This window comes from Candidatus Kuenenia sp. (assembly GCF_027493735.1).
GTDB lineage: Bacteria > Planctomycetota > Brocadiia > Brocadiales > Brocadiaceae > Kuenenia > Kuenenia stuttgartiensis_A.
In genome coordinates, this window is sequence record NZ_JAOSKF010000006.1 from 1 (window position 1) to 18,603 (window position 18,603).

An 18,603-nucleotide genomic window follows, 5' to 3' on the forward strand; every position below is an offset into this window, starting at 1 on the left:
AGCCGATCAAGGCAAGCCATTGTCCCTGTGATTCCGCTACGTAGCGAATTGATTCTCCTACGAGAGAACGAAATCCAAGGTAATGATGCTGGCGCATCAGTGTGTCCCAATTTGCCTGGTCGTTTTGTGAAACAGGACGAACGGTAATTGAATGAAGTAGTTCGTTGTGTGTGTTATCGATTGGTGTTGTATGCTGGTTCATGCCCTATAATATAAAATATTTTAGGGGGAATGTCCACGTTTTTTTACATATCTTTGTATATTATGTGCTTATGGAAAACTTTGACAGCGCCATGGATTTTGGGAGAGAGGTTTATTCCTTGAAATAGGGGATTTTTGCCAATTCCCCAAAAAATTTTCGTATCCATAATTTCAGAACCCCTGATCCTTAGACAGGTCAATTGCATTATCTCTCTCCTTAAAGAAAACTGAGATGTGTTGATGGAACTAAAGATTTATTTATTGAAGAAGAACTCCATAATAATTTTATCCTCGCAGATTTGCCTACATCGTTATATTCTATAGATATCTTGTGCCATCCTTTTTTCATACTAATCTCAGATTTGTCCTCTGTTGCACTATGTTTAGTCCAATTATCAATGACAATATATCCATCAATTTTTAACCTGACACCATCGTCGCTCACTGTGTAGAATGTGTAATCACCACTTTCATCGATTCTGATTAATCCATCCCATCGCACAGAAAAATTATCTTCATTTATTCTCTGGCACGGTGAATTCAGTCCCCAATTAAAATCTATCTTCCTGTCCGTTCTTGAAAGCACGAATTTCTCAAAATTCTTGCCATTGAAATAGCTTCCCTTCAATCCTCCTGTAAACTCTGGTTTTACTTCAGAAAAAGGAATTACATCAATTTTTTCCCCATCCAGTTCTTCAATTTCATAGCCATCTTTAGACCAGCTAAGATTAGTTGATGGTACTAATGATTTATTCAGCGAAGAAGAACTCCATAATAGTCTTATTTTAGCATCATAACCTGTGTCGTTGTATTCTATAAAAATCCTGTGCCACCCTTTTCTAAGATATCTCTTTGCTTTATTCTCTTTTGATGTATGGCTGGTCCAATTATCAATAAGCATATCTCCATCAATCTTTAACCTGACACCATCATCACTCACGGTGTAAAATGTATAATCACCACTTTCATCGATTCTGATTAATCCATTCCACTGTACAGAAAAATTATCCTTATTTATTCCCTGGCACGGTGAATTGCGTTTCCAATTAAAATTTATCTTATTGTCCGTTCTTGAAAGCACGAATTTCTCAAAATTCTTGCCGTTGAAATAGCTGCCCTTTAATCCTCCTATTAATTCCGGCCTGACATCAGACAATGGAATCTCCTTAAATTTTCTTTCTCCGACTTCCTTTATTTCAATACCAGCCTTTCCGTCGGGAAAGTATATTGTTTGAATAGTCCTGAATGAGGCATATTCTCCCGCGTTAACAATTAAGACCTGTTTCCTGCCGACTAACCTGTTAATAGTATTGTACTTATATTTGTCAAATATTTTACTTTTTTGCCATTTTTGCGGGTCGTACTTTGTATGAAATAAAATGTAAATGTATTTATTACCCATATTCATAAAACTAACAGTATCGGTATTTTTCAATTTATCAGTTATCTGAATCGCCTCTTTTATGCCATAAGACCAGGCTCCGAACTTGGTTTCAGGGTATATCTTATAGTATCTCCAAAAGTAATTACTTACATTACAAATACTAAAAATTATAAAGGACCCCGTTAACACTATAAGCGGGTAGTTGATATATTTTTTAAACTGCTGGTGTTTTATACCAACGCTTCTTACGTAAGCAATAGTAGATACCAAGCCAACGGCGGCTATTATTTGAAAAACAGGTAATCCGTAAATCGATCTGATTGCATGAGGGATACTTTCATAAGTTAAGCTTGCAGATACCGGAAACAGCAAAAACCACCATAACAAAACTGCATTCCCCTTTTTCTTCCTTATGCACAATACAAGAAATATAATACCTAAAACAATGAGAATGCCTTCAAATTGAAAAAGTTGACCCATAGCCCCTATGTTATGCCTTGAATTTCCATCACCTCTGAAAAATAAAAAATTTGGGGACATATGAAGTGAATAATTCCTCAGGAATGAATACGGAATCAGAAAAGATTTATAGTCAACCAGGTCTTTAAAGAAAGGCAGAGACCAATATCTATCATTCAAGATACCGTTCTTAGTTGCATTTAATGAATGTTTCGTAAAAATGGATATAATATTATATCTCGTTTGGCCAGGACCGTTGAAGGTGAAATTCAAAAGAGGGAGCAAAAAGAAAAAACCTATTAAGAGAGACAAGAATAGCTCCGTTTTATGCTGGAAAAGCCGCCTGTAATTTATAATGAGGAAGACTAATAGAAAAAGCGGCACGAAAAGCTTGGCAGGAGCATACGTGTAAAGTGTTAAAGCAAAGATTGCCGCACTGAAAAGTAGATATTTACCATTTTTCAGGCCTTTTAGTAAGAAATAGTAACCAATTGTAAAAAGACAGGGAAGTGAAATCGCCTCAAAGGCTATCCTGCTAAATTGAATATGCCAGGGGGTAACAGCGAGGAAAAAGGCTGCCCACAAACCAACACGTTTATTAAATATCTCTTTGGCCAAAAGATAGGTAAAAAACACTGTCAGCATTCCAAACATAGCGGCAGTGAATCTGACAGCAAATACATTCAAACCAAATATTTTTATGAATGGGATAACGGCATAGATATAGACAGGATTTTTATATTCACCAAAGGCCTTAAAATAGAGTGGCAACAGTGTCCCATGTTCATCTTTACCCGTTTGTAAAACAGAATAAGCATTATAGCCAATGGATGCTTCGTCCGAATAAAAACCATTAGGATTTTCATGTAAATTAATCAGTCTTAAAAATATTGCAAGAAAAATGATGAATAACAGGTAAGCATTACTCGTTAGCCATAAACGGTTGATGCGCAATAGTTCTTTTTTTAATGAGGCGATATCAGGGGCATAATATTTCCATATATTTTCATTATACTTAATTGCCCAAATGATTAATGTAATTGCCAGAAGGAGAACTGATATTCCCATTAAAGGGAATTCAGGCAGGTTTCCTGTAATAGTTTTTCCTATATAATATTTAAAAGCCCAAATATTAAGAGAACAATACATAGTGCCATGCAAGGCTCCTATGGAGCAAATAATTATAGAAACACATCCCGATATAATGACGACTCTTTTAAAGAATTCTGTATTCAAGGTCTTTCTTAACAAACCTGAGTTCAAATCCGTCCAGTAGGGGCATAAACCTAAGATCAGGAACGGCAGGGTGGGAAGTAAATATCTTGGTCCATATTGACAATGACCAACGGTGCTCATATTGATTAAATATGAAATTAAAAATACAAATTGTAGTATTAAAAAAAGTTTCTCTCTGAAAAATTCCTTGCGGATAAAAAAAATACCGAAAAACGACAGGACAATTATTGGTGAAAAGGCATAAATACTTGTCTTTGGTGAGAGAAAATAAAAATGTATTTTTCCCAGAATGTTGTTGAGAGAAAAAGCAGGGTATGTATCGTTAAAATTACCAGCAATATTTGCAGGCAGGAAAGGACTCCCAAAAGCATAGTAATTGTAAAGGAATAAGGGGGAAACCGAAAAAGTAAATACAATTAAAAACAAAAACAGGTGCTTCCATTTTTTAAAAGTTAAAATGTATAATAGTAATCCTAATAAAATAAATACAGGAAGGGCTGATGTGAAAATAGATACACCTGCCGTTATACCGGAGACTACCGTGCAGAAGGTTTTATTTACCTGGGAGGAGTGGAAGCTTAAAAAAAGAAAATAAAATGAAGCAAATATTAAGAAAGTACCATAGATATCATGATGAGTAACCCCGCAGTATGGGAATGATATGGTGCCTAACCCATAAAATATTGCGACCAGGAAGCTAAATTTTTTGTTTTTGGTTAGGAAAACACCTATTTTAAAGAGCATAACGACTATTAATGAAGTCATTGCGCCCGAAGTAAACCAAGTGACCAGCGAGGATGTTAGCAAGTAACTATTTTCATAGGTTATGCCAATAATATACAATATGAAATAGATTATTGTGCCTATAAAGAATTGCCCTGGCTGTTTGGCTGCGTAAAGATGTCCTTCATGATTAAACACATCTCCAGGCCTTTTGAGTTTCGGGGTCGGGCTACCATCAACATACAGGGTTCCTCTTTCAGCAATAGCCTCTATTCCTGCTTGTTGCAAGGTGTATGAATTTTGATCATTGCTGTTGACAAATATCCCATAAATAAAGAAGATTGCACAAAACAACAGCACCGTATCACTGATCTTTTGAATATGAAATATTTTTTTAAAAAATTTAAATTGTATATAAATTTTCATTTTATCGGATGTTTTCCCCTGCCAAAATGTTACGAGGTATCAAAACAGGCAAACTAGCGACGAAACCAATGCCTGGCTGGGTGGATTTTCGCGCGTTCCGCTAAAAAGCTTGTTGTTTGACTTTTACAGGACATGTTTAAAAGAATGTGTGTGTTGCGGTTTTTACCGGCGGTTTGAAATACCCCGGCAATTACCGCATAAAAAATCAGACATGTTTTTCAGAAATGGCGGCTGCTCATTGTTCCTGATAGTTTTCACATCCTTCTTTTCATGATGAAGGGAAGGTGTACCTGGTCTTGTTTGTAATCCCCCGTCAGGGCATATATAATGATATTTATCCCGAGGCGAAAGGCCATTTCCCGCTGCCTCTCCCCTCCGGGAATCACTTCGTATTCCCACGTACCCAGAGGGTCTTTCGCCCATGCGCCGCCGAGGTCATTGTGTGAATAAATTATTACGGTACGATTCCCAAGTGTTATCCCTTCCAGAAACGTCTTTTCCATAATCCGGCCATATGCCCTGTTCAGCAGATAAAAGGATTTAAAGATGGTATGTTCTAATGAAAGAGGCTCTAACGATTTGTTTGGGAATATCCGCTTAATTTCCCGTTGTATGGATTTATCGAAACCGAAATTGTCCTTTCCAATGCAGTCGTCAATGAGCAAGGTTCCTCCGAACTCAAGGTACAACTTAAGATTACTAATTTCGCTATCACTAAAAGGGGGAAATTCACGGTCTCCCGACATGTAGGCAAAGGGATATTCAAATAACTCTTTATCGCCGGGCATGACGGATCTGGTCCCAATGCTTGCTTCCACGCTGGTTCTCTTCATCAGCTCCCACATGAGCCGGTTGCCGGTATTTGGCCGTGGGTTCCAATTGCCGTTGGAATACTCAATCTGTACAAAGGTAAACTTTGAGGCGTCACCCATTGCAAAAAGCGTGTTGAGGGAAGGGGATAAAATAGTGGCTACGAACAAAATAAATGAAAAGGAGATAGATAAATTGAAATGATTATGCTTCATTTTACCGGGAGTATTTTTAGACCAAAAGATTGTAAAACAAGAATATATTGCAATAATTATAAAATACTATATCTGTTTCGCAGCGATTTTCCAAGTGACAAATTTTAAAGCAATCGGCAGTATACAGTATACAGTCTACCGTCAGCAGATTGCAGATTGCAGATTGCAGATTGCCGACTGTAGACTGCCGACTGTTTTCGCGTCCAATCCAATGAATAGTTAAATCGTGTTTTTCCCTCATAAATTATTGCCTTAAATATTGTTTGACTAATTAAATGAATTTGATTAGAGTATCTACGCTTCCAGGCCATTACCGCCGTAATTCCCTTATATTATGTATAACGCCTGGTATTGTGTGGAAAAATTAAAACTGCGTGGATAGTTTTGCCGTTAAAATAGAAGGCCTTACTAAGGTTTACAAAGATTTTTGGAAACGGAAAAGTGTTCCCGCCCTGACAAATCTGAATCTTGAAATCAAACAGGGAGAAATATTTGGGCTTTTAGGTCCCAACGGATCGGGAAAGACTACTACTGTTAAATTACTCCTTGGATTTCTTCACCCCACCAGCGGCAGGTCCTGGTTATTGGGAAAACCTTCCGGCCATATACAAACCAAAAATAAGATCGGTTTTTTACCAGAAGAATCCTATTTATATACATTTTTGAATGCGGAAGAGATCCTGGATTTTTATGGAAAACTTTTCAATCTTTCCCGAAAAGAAAGAAAGGAAAGGATCGATAAATTAATCTACCTTGTAGGGTTGAACCCTTACCGAAAGCGCCTTTTGAGTAAATACTCAAAAGGGATGCTGAGGAGAATCGGCATTGCACAGGCGATAATAAATGACCCGGATTTGATTATACTGGACGAGCCTACCAGCGGGCTTGACCCAATAGGCCGCCGGGAAATAAAAGAGCTGATAAGTGAATTTAACAAACAGGGCAAAACCGTATTGCTCTGTTCTCATCTGTTGGCAGACGTGCAAAGTATTTGCAGCAGAATCGCGATTCTTAATAAAGGTGTTTTGCAAGTGTCAGGCAACGTGAAGGAATTGCTTTGCCGAAACGAAGTAATGGAGTTTCTGGTCAAAAACCTATCTGACGGCGATTTAGAATTGGTAAAAAAATTTATAGCGGAGAAAAACGGCGAAGTACTTTCTATGCATCCTCATCGTTCAACATTGGAGGAACTGTTTGTTAACATCATACAGCAGCACAATTAGAGTATTTTCTCATTCGGACTGATGGTACTAACTCTTGCCACTCATACATTACGAGAGGCTATTAGAAAAAAAATACCTCACATATTAATTGGCTCCGGCGCCATTATTTTGGCAATATCGCCGTTAATTTCATCGGCAAATGAACCCGACGCACTGCCAAAAATAATGCTGATATTGTTTTTTCAGGTAGTGACGGTTTTTTGCATAACCGGAATAATCATCTACTCCGCAATTTCGTTACCGTACGATATTGAAAAAAAAACCATTTTTAGTGTTCTTTCAAAACCTGTTTCTCCTTTTAAATTTGTTGCCGGCAAAACACTTGGTTTTTCATTGTTAGCGGCTTTTATCCTGGCCGTATTGGGTTTTGTCAATATTGTGTTTGTTTTTTGTGCCTCCTCTCACCGGCTATCGGAACAAAAAGGATTGTTCAAGGCCCGTAAAGAATTCAATGCTCAGCATTTTCATATTCAGGGGAATGTGCATCGTGAAAAAGAAAGGATTCGCTGGATCATGGGTGGGGGAGAAGGTGTCGCCGTATGGAACTTTCCCAATTTGCACGAAAAAGCCGAAAAAACCTTTCCCTTTGAAGTGGAACTTCATCTTAAATTGGATAGCAGCAGGGATATCGCAGATACGATCCCCCTTGCAATTGGAATCGAAGGCATTCACCCGGAAGAAAACAAGACAGAGGTTTTTTCTGCAAAGGCAGACGAAATATTAACGGTCAGCATAAACCCGGGAATCATAAAAACACACAACGATATTAAAATAACCGCTTTTCCGGTTCTTGTTACTGATTATATTGGCGCTACACAAAACAGTGTGAAGGTCTTCTCCCTGCAAAGAGGATTTGTATTCAACTATGCGAAGGCAATAGCCGTAACCTTTTTGAAATTTTTACTGATAATCGCGGTTGCCGTAATGGGTTCTGCATATCTCTCCGCGCCGGTCAGCATTTTATTGGCATTTACTGTCTTCCTATGCGGACATTTACTGGATTTCGTAAAAGACTTTTCATTATTATTGCATCATTCCGGCACACATGAACACGCATTACATGGGATGATAAAAAACCCAAATATCTTTATGATATATATGGAGTATTTCTCTAAAAAACCCTTAGAATGGGTTTCGTTTATTTTGCCTGATTTTAAAAGATTTGACAGCCTGGCATATCTTTTAAAGGGTATAAATATCCCTTTAGAAACCATTGGATTCTCTGTGCAATATACGGTAATATACGTACTAATTTGTACTCTTATTTCTTGCATACTATTAAAAAAGAGAGAATTCTTTTAAGTACGGAATGCTGCGAAAAAGGCGCTTATTTTTATATGCACTGCTATGTATCATCTTTTTTGTCAATATAGGTGTAATTTCTTACCGGAATAATTCAACAGCAACGCCAGTGAATTATTCTCCTGCCGAAACAATTCCTTTGCTTTTGTCCGGCGGGCTTCGTGGCATTGTCGTTGACCTTCTGTGGGTAAGGGCGCTTGCCAGGCACGAGGAGAAAAAATATTATGAATTGTTGACTATTAACAATCTCATATCTAAATTACAGCCTGATTTTCCTGCGGTTTGGATCTTTCAGGCATGGAATATGGCATATAATATCGCCCATGAATGGGATTCGCCGCAAAACAAATGGAAATGGGTCAGCGCTGGATTGCATTTCGCAAAGAAAGGGGCGTTGAAAAATCCCGGGAGCGGTGATCTTTTTTTTGAATTAGGGTTTATGTATGCGCATTTGTTTGATCAACGGTACTTTAAATATGCAACATTTAACAGGGAACAATTGAAAAAAGAAGATGGGGAAGACAATTACGAAGCCGCCCTTTTCTGGATGGGAAAATCTGTTGTAAACGCGCCAAAGCTGAGAAATATCGCTGCGATAGAAAGAACCATTTGCCATACCTTGTGGAAAGCGGCGCTATGTGCAGAAGAAGAGGGGAATTTTGGAAGTGCCCTTGATTATGTTGAAACTGCAATAAAGGAATGGAAAGAATATGGCGAAAAATACCCTGAAGATACGCTGGTAGAGGTAAAAACGTTTATCAAAAAGCTGGAAGAGAAAAAAATGGTTTTGTGCGATACAATAAATAAAGCCGACAATTCCGTCTTGCAAGACTGGGAGAAATAAATCTTTTAGTGAATGTGTTGTATTACTTTGCTTCGTTATATTTTTAAATTAAAGAAATGATTGGCAGAAAGGAGAATAATGTACGTCGATGAATAATTTTTTACGTATTTTTAATCTTATATTTAAAGTCAACCGTGTGAGTATCATAATGATACTTTTGATGTTGACCATTTTTATCTTTGGGGCGGTAAAGTCAGATATTTTTTCTCACAATGCCCAGGCTCAAACAGCCGCAAAGATAAGCACGGAGATGCCTGCGTTTGACATCGGGCACCCCCTAATGTCAACTAAAGGCACAGCAGAAGATAGTTCTCGCTCAATACCTATACTTTGGTGGATTGCCCCGTTTGGAGCAATATGCGGTCTTTTCTTCGCAATGAAATTTTACAGAGGCGTTATGAAATTTCCGGAGGGCAATGAAAAGATGATTTCCATTGCAATGCACGTACGGAAAGGCGCTTATGCATATCTAAAACAACAATATAAGGTAATCGGCATCTTTATTGTCGGTGCATTTCTCGTACTTCTTTTCATCTCCTACGGATTAAAACTCCAATCGACAGTAGTGCCTTTCGCGTTCCTGTCCAGCGCTTTTTTATCGGGATTTGCCGGATTTTTGGGGATGAAAACAGCAACAAATGCAAGTGCAAGAACCGCAGAAGGCGCAAGGAAATCGTTAAACCAGGGATTACAGATTGCTTTTAGAAGCGGCGCGGTGATGGGGCTTGTAGTTGTGGGAATGGGGCTTCTGGATATTTCCTTGTGGTTTTTTGTGTTTCGCAAATTTACCAATTTTACCTTGCTGGATATGGCGATGATGTTACCGTGTTTTGGCATAGGCGCAAGCTCTCAGGCACTATTTGCCAGGGTTGGCGGTGGAATATTCACCAAAGCCGCAGATGTCGGGGCCGACCTGGTAGGAAAAATAGAGGCGGGCATTCCTGAAGATGACCCGAGAAATCCTGCGACCATTGCGGATAACGTCGGCGACAATGTTGGCGACGTGGCAGGCATGGGAGCTGATTTGTATGAATCCTATTACAATTCAATGCTGGCATGCGCTGCATTGGCAATAACCGCAGGTTTAGGCATCGCCGGAATGGTTGTGCCCATGATATTGGCGGGAGTAGGTATTATTCTCTCCATTATAGGCATATATACGGTGAAGACAAAAGAAGAGGCGACGCAAAAAGAACTTTTGAAAGCCTTGGGGAAAGGAGTTAACATAAGTTCGATTCTGATACTGATAACATCGGCAATCGTTATTAAATTTATGCTGCCCCAAAACTTCGGTGTTTGGGGTTCCATATTTACCGGATTAATTGCCGGTATAATTATTGGCAAAGGTACAGAATATTATACCTCCTCAAATTATTCACCAACAAAAGGCATAGCGGGGCATGCGAAAACAGGCCCTGCGACGGTTATCATCGATGGCATTGCAACGGGCATGAAATCTACTATTATCCCTGTGGTAACAATTTCGGTTGCAATTTTATTAAGCTTTGGCTTTGCCGGTGGTTTCGCAAATACTTCACTCGGCCTGTATGGCATTGCCATTGCCGCAGTAAGCATGCTTTCCACGCTAGGCATTACTCTTGCTACCGATGCCTATGGGCCAATTGCGGACAATGCAGGCGGTAACGCGGAGATGAGCGGGCTTGAGCCGTACGTCAGGGAAAGAACAGATGCACTGGATGCCTTAGGAAACACAACGGCTGCCACAGGGAAAGGGTTTGCGATTGGGTCGGCCGCTTTAACCGCAATGGCATTGATTGCGTCATTTGTAGAGCAGGTAAAAATAGGATTGGAGCGTGCAGGAACACATGTCATACAGGTTGCCGGCATAAACATTGACATAGCAAAAGCAACCTTAGCCGACCTTATGGCCTCTATGAATATTACCTTAATTAATCCAAAGGTGTTGGTCGGTTTATTTATTGGGGGGTTAATCTCCTTTGTCTTTTGCGCATTGACAATGAAGGCTGTAGGGCGTGCCGCGGGTAGTATGGTAGAGGAGGTAAGAAGGCAATTCCGCGAAATTCCTGGTATTATGGAGGGGAAAAACCCGCCGGATTACGCCGCATGCGTCTCCATAAGCACTAAGGGCGCTCAGAGAGAAATGATACTTCCATCTGTACTTGCGCTTCTGACCCCAATTGCAACCGGTTTAATACTGGGGGTGCCTGGCATTGTGGGTCTCCTGGCGGGAAGCTTAACGACCGGATTTCTGCTGGCCGTTTTCATGGCAAACGCCGGCGGCGCATGGGATAACGCAAAAAAATATATCGAAGGCGGTGCATTTGGCGGAAAAGGCTCTGATGCGCATAAAGCAGCCGTAGTGGGAGATACGGTAGGGGATCCGTTCAAAGATACTTCTGGCCCGTCGTTAAATATTTTATTAAAGCTGATGTCAGTAGTATCAGTCGTCTTTGCAGGAATCACTCTTAAATATTCGGAACAAATCAGCGCTTTTTTACACCTTAATTAGCGGTAACTAAAGCATGGCGTTGAATTGAAACATTCAGCGCCATGCTTATATATACCTTACGAGTGCACAAATTGTGCTTTCAATTGTAGAGCGAAGAGTCTCTTCGCTTACTCTATATATTGGTATCAGCAAAGTGGTACTTCGCTCTACATTTCGTAATTTGTGCACTCGTAAGGTATAGTCAAACAAATAGTACACTTTAGTCTTTTGAAACTGGAAATAATGATTTGTAGTGCGACGAGGTTCGTCGCATTGTTTTGAGTAGACCCTATTCCTTATCGCACTGTTTTTTTTGGTGCGACGAACCTCGTCGCACTACATTGCTGGAATTTTTCAAAAAACTAAAGTGCTACAATAAACCTGTTTAACCGTGGCAGGTAGTAGTATTTTTTAACTGCAACAGTCCTTTACAAAATTGCGGTCGTTTAAAGAGAGGAGGTAAAATTATGGCGAATAATAGCCACGCGGAAGCAGAGTGCAAAATATGCCCTAATTCTCATTGCCAGTTTGATCATCATGCAAAAGGCGCAAATTTTTGTATTTTATGCGGAACGCTTTTGTATTACAGGTGCGATGATTGTGCATCCGTAAATCCCAAATACGCAAAGTTTTGTTTCTATTGCGGGAGCAACATTGCGGATGTCGAATCCTCAGCACACTATAATCCGGGTTTCGAAGATGCTTTGTAAACTCAATAAAAAAACTTTATGTTTTAAGGAGAGAAAAAACGTTAGATTCTAAAGAAAAGGCAATTATATTTGCCAGAATTGCAGACGATAAAAAAGCGGAAGAAATAGTAATATTGGAGGTAAAAGAGGTATCCTTTATTGCCGATTTCTTCGTTATTTGCAGTGGATTGAACAGCCGTCAGTTGCAGGGTATTGCAGATGAAGTTGAACTAAAAATGAAAGAGTATGGGATTTATCGTAGCGGCATAGAGGGATATGCGGAGGCGAAATGGATACTAATCGATTATGGAGATGTGGTGCTTCACCTTTTTTGCCAGGAAATGCGTCATTTTTATGACCTCGAGCTTTTATGGGGCGACGCACCAAAAATACCATGGAGAACACCTCTGTAAACGAGGCGTCCGTTAATTATTTCTGCCAGAACGGGTAAAGCTTGTGCGTGCAACCACTGTTTGTCCTGAAATGCCCAGCTTTTGAGCCCTTTTAATATTTTTTATACGACGGCTTTCTTCACGACGTTTTTTCTCCGAAGGTTTTTCAAAATACGCAATGCGTTTTGACTGGTTAATAATACCTTCTTTATCACACATTTTCTTGAACCTTCGAAGAGCATCTCTTATGTTTTCATCGGATGTAATCAATATTTTTGCCATAAATCTCCTTAAAGCCTTTCTATAATATTTGGTCTGTAAAAATTAAAGGATAATTGTAAAACTTATGTCATTATCCGTCAAGTAAAAAATTGACCTGAACGGTAAATATGTATCAAAATCTATGTCTGCTTCGGAAAAGAAGCCATGTAGGGCAGGCACTGCCTGCCGGAAGTTGGGATGTTACAAGGTACGGTTTACGAAGTGCGATTTAAAATCGTAAATCGTACATCTAATCTGTCTGTTTCTTGAAAGAGGAAAAAACAACCCTTTACTCTTTGAATGTTTAACGCCATGTTTAACAAGGAAATAATTTACAAACTAACAAACAGAAGGAATTTGAGCCAGGAAGAAAGCTTTGCCGCTATGACACAAATTATGGAAGGGTATGCGACAGAGTCTCAAATTGCCTCGTTTTTAACTGCCTTATGTATGAAAGGTGAAACCGTTGATGAAATAACAGGGTGTGCGCTGGCGATACGACAAAAAGCCTTACAGATAAACGCCGGTACAGGGATAATTGTTGACACCTGCGGAACAGGCGGTGACGCAAAAAACACATTCAATATTTCTACCGCGGCTGCATTTGTTATAGCGGGAGTGGGCATAAAAGTCGCAAAACACGGGAACAAAGCGGTTTCGGGTAATTGTGGCAGTGCGGATGTTTTGCAGCGGTTGGGTGTTAATATCGCGGCAGATGTAAAAACAGTAGAGAAGTGTATTGAGGCTGCGAATGTTGGATTTCTCTTTGCACCTCTTTTACACCAGGCAATGAAACATGCGGGCAAACCAAGAAAGGAAATAGGGATACGGACAATATTTAATCTTATCGGGCCTCTCGCAAATCCTGCAGGCGCTGTCCACCGTATTCTGGGGGTATATAATGAACACCTGACCTTTATCATTGCGGAAACCCTAAAGCGGTTAGGCGATAAACATGCTTTTGTTGTACACGGACTTGACGGTCTGGACGAAATCACCGTCACAGGAAAAACAAAAATCTGCGAACTTGCTGACGGCGCAATAAAAAGCTACTATATAGAACCTCAGGATTTTGGAATAAAAAAATCCAGCCTTTCAGATCTTATGGTAAATTCACCGGAAGAGAGTGCGCTGGCAATGAAAGAGGTATTCAACGGCGTCCGTAGCCCTAAAAGAGATATTGTCCTTATGAATGCCGCGGCCGCAATCATCACCGGAGGAAAGGCAAAAACCTTCGGAGAGGGAATAGACGTCGCCGGTCGGTCTATCGATGAAGGAAGGGCGAAAGAATCGCTCCGGAAATTAATCGATATAAGCTGGCAGCGCTAGAAGTTACGCCACAAAAAAACCACCTGTTTTATTTGTGATAATTATGTTGCTTTTCATACTGAAATTTGTTTCACTACCCGAATTCTTTTCATTTTATAAACTTTACACAATCAACCATTCTCGCCAGAATTCTTTTCATTTTATAAATCTTACACAATCAACCATTCTCGAAGGAATTATAATTATGATGATACCAAAGATGGTTTTCTTTACAAAAGGCGTTGGGAAACATAAAGACAAATTGCAATCCTTTGAACTTGCCTTAAGAAAAGCTGGTATAGAAAAATGTAATTTGGTACGCGTATCCAGTATATGTCCGCCAAATTGCAAGATAATCTCCAAGCCACAGGGAGTTCCCATGCTAAAGGCCGGGCAGGTCGTTTTCTGTGTAATGAGCGAAAATTCTACTTGCGAACCAAACAGGATGATAACCGCTTCCGTCGGTATGGCCATACCTTCAACCGTGGGTTATGGATATCTGAGCGAGCACCATGCCTTCGGAGAAACTGAGGAAAAATCCGGCGATTATGCTGAAGACCTTGCGGCTAGCATGTTAGCAAGCACCCTGGGTATCGAATTTGACCCTGAGAAAAACTACGATGAACGCAAAGAAATTTACCGGATGAGCGGGAAGATTGTAAAGACAAGGAATATTACTCAGGCGGCAAGAGGAGATAAGCACGGTTTATGGACAACCGTTGTAGCTGCCGCAGTGTTTGTTTTATAAGGAATTTTTCCCGTTTATTACGTTGAAAATATACTTCAAACTTCAGGCAATAAAACGTTCCCCTAATACATGAAAGAACACGTACCCGAATACTTACAAGAACTTCCTTCAGGGGGCATAGTCACTCCAAAAGAGTTTCAGGCTTCAGGAACTTATTGTGGAATAAAAACAGCAAAAGAGAGTCTTGACCTGGGCATAATTTTCTCAAAAACCTCTGCAACGGGAGCGGCTCTTTTCACAACAAACAAGATATGTGCTGCGCCTGTACTGCTGGGGAGAAAAAACACCCGGGGCGGAAAACTTCGTGCAGTAGTGGTAAACAGCGGCAATGCTAATGCATGCACAGGGGAGCGTGGTTACAAAGATGCTGAAGAGATGGCATTGATAACGTCAAAACTCCTCGCAATTCCTCCGGAAGAAATTTTGGTATCTTCCACAGGCATCATAGGCAAACACTTGCCAATGGATAAAATTTCCGCGGGGATTCAGCAGGCATCCGCCTCTTTAGGCAATACCCCTGCGCATGGAAGATCAATCGCGCAGGCGATTATGACCACGGATACAAGACCCAAAAGCATTGCGATTAAAATAAAAACACAAGGAAAAGAAGTGTTCATTGGAGGAATCTGCAAGGGGGCAGGAATGATCTCCCCAAACCTTGCCACAATGCTCTGTTTCTTAACGACCGATGCTAAAATTTCAGCAGACCTTTTGCATACGTGCCTTGTACATTCAGCAGAGCAATCTTTTAACCGTATCACGATTGACGGGCACATGAGTACAAACGACACCGCCGCCATTATTGCAAACGGGGCTTCCGGCGTTGAGGTGACGTCTGAAGGGGCCGAATTATCACTGTTTCAGAAAGGGCTCGACTACGTTGCCGGATGGCTGGCAAAAGCCATTATTCTGGACGGGGAAGGGGCAACAAAATTCATTCAAATCTTTGTAACGGGTGCAAAATCCCTCAATGACGCTACCAAAACCGCCAGAACCATCGGAGATTCACCTCTCGTAAAAACAGCAATGCACGGAAGCGACCCAAACTGGGGGCGTATCGTTTCTGCCGCCGGATATGCCGGGGTTGAGCTTGACGAAGCAAATACCACGCTTCATATCAATGATGTGCTTGTGTATGAAAAGGGAATGCCCGCCTCTTTTGATCATGCCACCCTAAAAACTTCTATGCAAGCGCGTGATATTTTTATCAAACTGCAAATAGGAACCGGAGATTACTCGGATACAATCCGGACGTGTGATTTATCAAAAGAATACGTCTCTATCAATGCCGATTATCACACCTAACCTGAACACGCCAACAGCCAGACAAACACAAAACGCCAAATACGAAAGTAGAACTACAAGTTACTTTGCGCAGCCTTTGGCCGCAACAAATTCAAATGACAAAAACCTCAATGCTCCAAACTTTACGCAAGCCTCATCCAATCAATGCTTCACGGTTATGCCTTTTGAAAAACGAGCATTAAAAACAAGAAGTTGCTGGATAGTAGTACAGATTAAAAAAATTGTAAAGTATAGAGGCAAAGCATTTGCTACAAAGCTGCTACGTCTCCGTTTATTTAGTACAAAATATCACATTATCTGAATATGGAATTTTTTGTTTCTTGTAAACATTACCCTGCTCAGTTGTTATATACTCAATCAGACTGAAACCACTGGTTTCAGTCTGATTGAGTATATCAATTTATAGCAACTAATTCGCCCCTACATGTAAAATCTGATTACCGGTTTTACGTGGGTTAGATAGTTAGGGGAAATGCTATATTGTGCCAAAAAGTGTAAGGTCTGTTGCTTCATTTATTGTTATATCCACAAGTGTGCCCACCAGCGCTGGTTGTCCCTTGAACACAACAATATTGTTCTGCCGCGTCCTGCCGGAGAGTTTGTTGGGGTCTGATTTGCTTGCGCCTTCGACAAGCACCTGCAGCTTCCTGCCAATCAGTTTTTTATTTTCTTCAAGGCTGATTTTCTTTTGCAAATCCAGTAGCGTTGTATTTCTTTTTTTCTTTATTTCATCAGGCACGTCGTCTGTCAGTTCTGCAGCCTTAGTGCCTGTGCGGGTTGAATACTTGAATATGAAGCTGTTTTGAAAGCGAATGTCTTCCATTAAACACACGGTTTCCTGAAAATCTTCTTCCGTTTCTCCCGGAAAACCTACAATGAAATCGCCTGCCACTTTAATAGTGGGCATGAGGTCCCTCGCGTATTGTATGAGTTCTCGGTAATAACCTGCCGTATAACCACGATGCATTTTTTTTAGTATCCGGTCTGATCCGGACTGTGCAGGCATGTGTAAATATTCACAGGCTTTATCAAGTTGGCTCATGGTGCGGATAAGGTCGCGGGACATGTCTTTTGGGTGTGAAGTTACAAATCGTAGCCGTTCGAGTTTTTCGATGCCATTCAATTCAATAAGGAGGTCTCCAAGGGTGATGTTCCCCGGCAAACTCTTTCCGTATGAATTTATGTTTTGCCCGAGTAGGGTAATTTCCCTGCAACCGTTTGAAACAAGCTCCAACACTTCTCGCTCAACGTCAGCAATTGTCCTGCTGACCTCCCTACCCCGTACATAGGGAACAATACAGTAGGAACAGTAATTATCGCATCCTCTCATAACGGTGACGAATGCCTGATAGACGTTTGGCCGGTATGCGGCAATTCTTTTTACATCAACAATTTCATCCTCATCTACAGCAAGAACGTGGTTGCCATGGTTCCTGATCTTCAAAAGTAATTCAGGCAGCCGGGTAAACATCCTGGTACCGCAGACCAGATCAACGTGGGGCATGCGTTTGAAAATAGATTGTGCGTCCTTTTGCGCCATGCAGCCAAGTACGCCTATGATTACATCGGGATGTTTTTTCTTGAGGGTTCTCAATGCGCCAAGATGTGAATATACCTTGTCCTCAGCGTGCTGGCGCACACTGCATGTATTGTATAAAATGACGTCCGCCTCTTCGACCTTGTCAACAATGCTGTAACCGTCTTCCTGTAAAAGCCCCAATGACAATTCCGCATCGAGTTTGTTCATCTGGCATCCAAATGTTTCAAAGAAAACAGTTTTATACTGCCGTTCGTTTTTATAATCGACCAGGTTAATCATGACAGATAAATAGTGTGCAAAATTGATTAAACGTATAAAAATTTCAAACCATTCTTGTAGGGGTGTATTGCAATACGCCCCTACGTCGGCAAAAACAAAAGTTGCGATTCAATTTTAACTAACTTTAAAAAGGAATCCAAACAGATTTCCCCCATTTCATTCATTCTGTTTGACTTTTATTCTTTCATTGGCGATAATCAGGCCAAATAATGGAACAGGAAAAGATATTGGTTAAAACAAAAAATCTTAACAGTGCTAATACTGCGCTGCTTATTTGTGATATGCTCAATGATTTCGTTAAAAAAGGCGCTTCGCTGGAAGTGCCGGCAGCAAGGGACATTATTCCCGGAATAAAAAAGGAAATACTGTCGGCGAGAAAATCAGGCATTCCGGTTATTTATTGTTGTGACGCTCACATAAAAAATGATCCGGAGTTTTCCTTATGGCCGGAACATGCCGTTGAAGGAACAGAAGGGGCGTGTATAGTTAAGGAACTGGCGCCGGGGAAAGATGATTTTCTCGTTACCAAGAAGCGCTACTCATGTTTTTACAAAACATCATTGCAAAAAGTATTAAAACAGTTTGGTGCAACGCATTTGATAATTACAGGGGTGGTTACTAATATTTGCGTATTGTACACAGTTTGTGATGCATATATGAGGGGCTACGCGGTGACTATTCCGCAAAATTGTGTAGCTGCGCTTACTAAAAAAGATCATGTATATGCACTGCAACAAATGAAGCGTATTTTTAACGCGAAGATACGATAATGTGTAACACTTGTAAAT

At 40.4% G+C, this 18,603-nt stretch carries 15 protein-coding genes; 10 read left to right on the forward strand and 5 right to left on the reverse strand.

Translation table 11 applies throughout. From position 1 onward, the window contains the following. From M5U24_RS04380 to M5U24_RS04390, 3 genes are all read right to left on the reverse strand, one after another. On the reverse strand, positions 1-202 hold a 202-nt coding region (locus M5U24_RS04380; protein WP_298201693.1), incomplete at its 3' end, for a hypothetical protein. A 216-nt stretch (positions 203-418) separates the two neighbouring features. After that, positions 419-4,429 carry a PA14 domain-containing protein gene (locus M5U24_RS04385; protein WP_298201695.1) on the reverse strand — a complete coding sequence of 1,337 codons (4,011 nt, stop codon included), beginning with the start codon at positions 4,427-4,429 and terminating at the stop codon, positions 419-421. 254 nt (positions 4,430-4,683) lie between these two features. Beyond that, positions 4,684-5,454: a DUF4159 domain-containing protein gene (locus M5U24_RS04390; protein ID WP_099324823.1), complete on the reverse strand. Its 771-nt coding sequence runs from the start codon at positions 5,452-5,454 to the stop codon at positions 4,684-4,686. A 374-nt stretch (positions 5,455-5,828) separates the two neighbouring features. Here M5U24_RS04390 and M5U24_RS04395 point away from each other — a divergent pair, with 374 nt between their 5' ends. From M5U24_RS04395 to rsfS, 6 genes are all read left to right on the forward strand, one after another. Next, the gene (locus M5U24_RS04395; protein WP_099324824.1) at positions 5,829-6,677 is read left to right on the forward strand and encodes an ABC transporter ATP-binding protein; all 849 of its coding nucleotides are present in this window, start codon (positions 5,829-5,831) and stop codon (positions 6,675-6,677) included. Positions 6,678-6,698: 21 nt separating this feature from the next. Further along, positions 6,699-7,979 (forward strand): hypothetical protein, encoded by a 1,281-nt coding sequence (locus M5U24_RS04400; protein WP_099324825.1) that lies wholly within the window; start codon positions 6,699-6,701, stop codon positions 7,977-7,979. Positions 7,980-8,088: 109 nt separating this feature from the next. Then, on the forward strand, positions 8,089-8,823 hold the full coding sequence (locus M5U24_RS04405) for a hypothetical protein (RefSeq protein ID WP_157820464.1): 735 nt from the start codon (positions 8,089-8,091) through the stop codon (positions 8,821-8,823). Between the two features lie 88 nt (positions 8,824-8,911). Then, positions 8,912-11,314 (forward strand): sodium-translocating pyrophosphatase, encoded by a 2,403-nt coding sequence (locus M5U24_RS04410; protein WP_197705377.1) that lies wholly within the window; start codon positions 8,912-8,914, stop codon positions 11,312-11,314. 446 nt (positions 11,315-11,760) lie between these two features. Beyond that, on the forward strand, positions 11,761-12,003 hold the full coding sequence (locus M5U24_RS04415) for a zinc ribbon domain-containing protein (protein WP_099324827.1): 243 nt from the start codon (positions 11,761-11,763) through the stop codon (positions 12,001-12,003). A gap of 77 nt (positions 12,004-12,080) precedes the next feature. Continuing rightward, the gene (gene rsfS / locus M5U24_RS04420; RefSeq protein ID WP_197705413.1) at positions 12,081-12,395 is read left to right on the forward strand and encodes a ribosome silencing factor; all 315 of its coding nucleotides are present in this window, start codon (positions 12,081-12,083) and stop codon (positions 12,393-12,395) included. Between the two features lie 12 nt (positions 12,396-12,407). On the opposite strand, the gene rpsU is transcribed toward rsfS, so the two are convergent. Further along, entirely contained in the window at positions 12,408-12,656 is a 249-nt protein-coding gene (gene rpsU / locus M5U24_RS04425) for a 30S ribosomal protein S21 (RefSeq protein ID WP_099324829.1), read from the reverse strand. Positions 12,657-12,947: 291 nt separating this feature from the next. Here rpsU and trpD point away from each other — a divergent pair, with 291 nt between their 5' ends. From trpD to argJ, 3 genes are all read left to right on the forward strand, one after another. After that, a complete protein-coding gene (gene trpD / locus M5U24_RS04430) occupies positions 12,948-13,964 on the forward strand; it encodes an anthranilate phosphoribosyltransferase (RefSeq protein WP_099327012.1) in 1,017 nt (338 codons plus the stop codon). A gap of 184 nt (positions 13,965-14,148) precedes the next feature. Then, positions 14,149-14,691: an arginine decarboxylase, pyruvoyl-dependent gene (locus tag M5U24_RS04435; RefSeq protein ID WP_169703198.1), complete on the forward strand. Its 543-nt coding sequence runs from the start codon at positions 14,149-14,151 to the stop codon at positions 14,689-14,691. A 69-nt stretch (positions 14,692-14,760) separates the two neighbouring features. Further along, a complete protein-coding gene (gene argJ / locus M5U24_RS04440) occupies positions 14,761-15,996 on the forward strand; it encodes a bifunctional glutamate N-acetyltransferase/amino-acid acetyltransferase ArgJ (protein ID WP_099324830.1) in 1,236 nt (411 codons plus the stop codon). Between the two features lie 475 nt (positions 15,997-16,471). Here the strand turns inward: argJ and miaB are convergent, their stop codons facing one another. Next, a complete protein-coding gene (gene miaB, locus M5U24_RS04445; protein WP_099324832.1) occupies positions 16,472-17,815 on the reverse strand; it encodes a tRNA (N6-isopentenyl adenosine(37)-C2)-methylthiotransferase MiaB in 1,344 nt (447 codons plus the stop codon). Between the two features lie 209 nt (positions 17,816-18,024). Here miaB and M5U24_RS04450 point away from each other — a divergent pair, with 209 nt between their 5' ends. After that, positions 18,025-18,585: an isochorismatase family cysteine hydrolase gene (locus M5U24_RS04450; protein WP_099324833.1), complete on the forward strand. Its 561-nt coding sequence runs from the start codon at positions 18,025-18,027 to the stop codon at positions 18,583-18,585. The last annotated feature ends 18 nt before the right edge of the window (positions 18,586-18,603 follow it).

Bases quoted from the DNA above. Each gene is read 5' to 3' on its own strand.
- M5U24_RS04385 (WP_298201695.1), bottom strand. From the start codon at position 4,429: ATGAAAATTTATATACAATTTAAATTTTTTAAAAAAATATTTCATATT.
- M5U24_RS04390 (WP_099324823.1), bottom strand. From the start codon at position 5,454: ATGAAGCATAATCATTTCAATTTATCTATCTCCTTTTCATTTATTTTG.
- M5U24_RS04400 (WP_099324825.1), top strand. From the start codon at position 6,699: ATGGTACTAACTCTTGCCACTCATACATTACGAGAGGCTATTAGAAAA.
- M5U24_RS04410 (WP_197705377.1), top strand. From the start codon at position 8,912: ATGAATAATTTTTTACGTATTTTTAATCTTATATTTAAAGTCAACCGT.
- M5U24_RS04415 (WP_099324827.1), top strand. From the start codon at position 11,761: ATGGCGAATAATAGCCACGCGGAAGCAGAGTGCAAAATATGCCCTAAT.
- rpsU (WP_099324829.1), bottom strand. From the start codon at position 12,656: ATGGCAAAAATATTGATTACATCCGATGAAAACATAAGAGATGCTCTT.
- trpD (WP_099327012.1), top strand. From the start codon at position 12,948: ATGTTTAACAAGGAAATAATTTACAAACTAACAAACAGAAGGAATTTG.
- M5U24_RS04435 (WP_169703198.1), top strand. From the start codon at position 14,149: ATGATGATACCAAAGATGGTTTTCTTTACAAAAGGCGTTGGGAAACAT.
- argJ (WP_099324830.1), top strand. From the start codon at position 14,761: ATGAAAGAACACGTACCCGAATACTTACAAGAACTTCCTTCAGGGGGC.
- miaB (WP_099324832.1), bottom strand. From the start codon at position 17,815: ATGATTAACCTGGTCGATTATAAAAACGAACGGCAGTATAAAACTGTT.
- M5U24_RS04450 (WP_099324833.1), top strand. From the start codon at position 18,025: ATGGAACAGGAAAAGATATTGGTTAAAACAAAAAATCTTAACAGTGCT.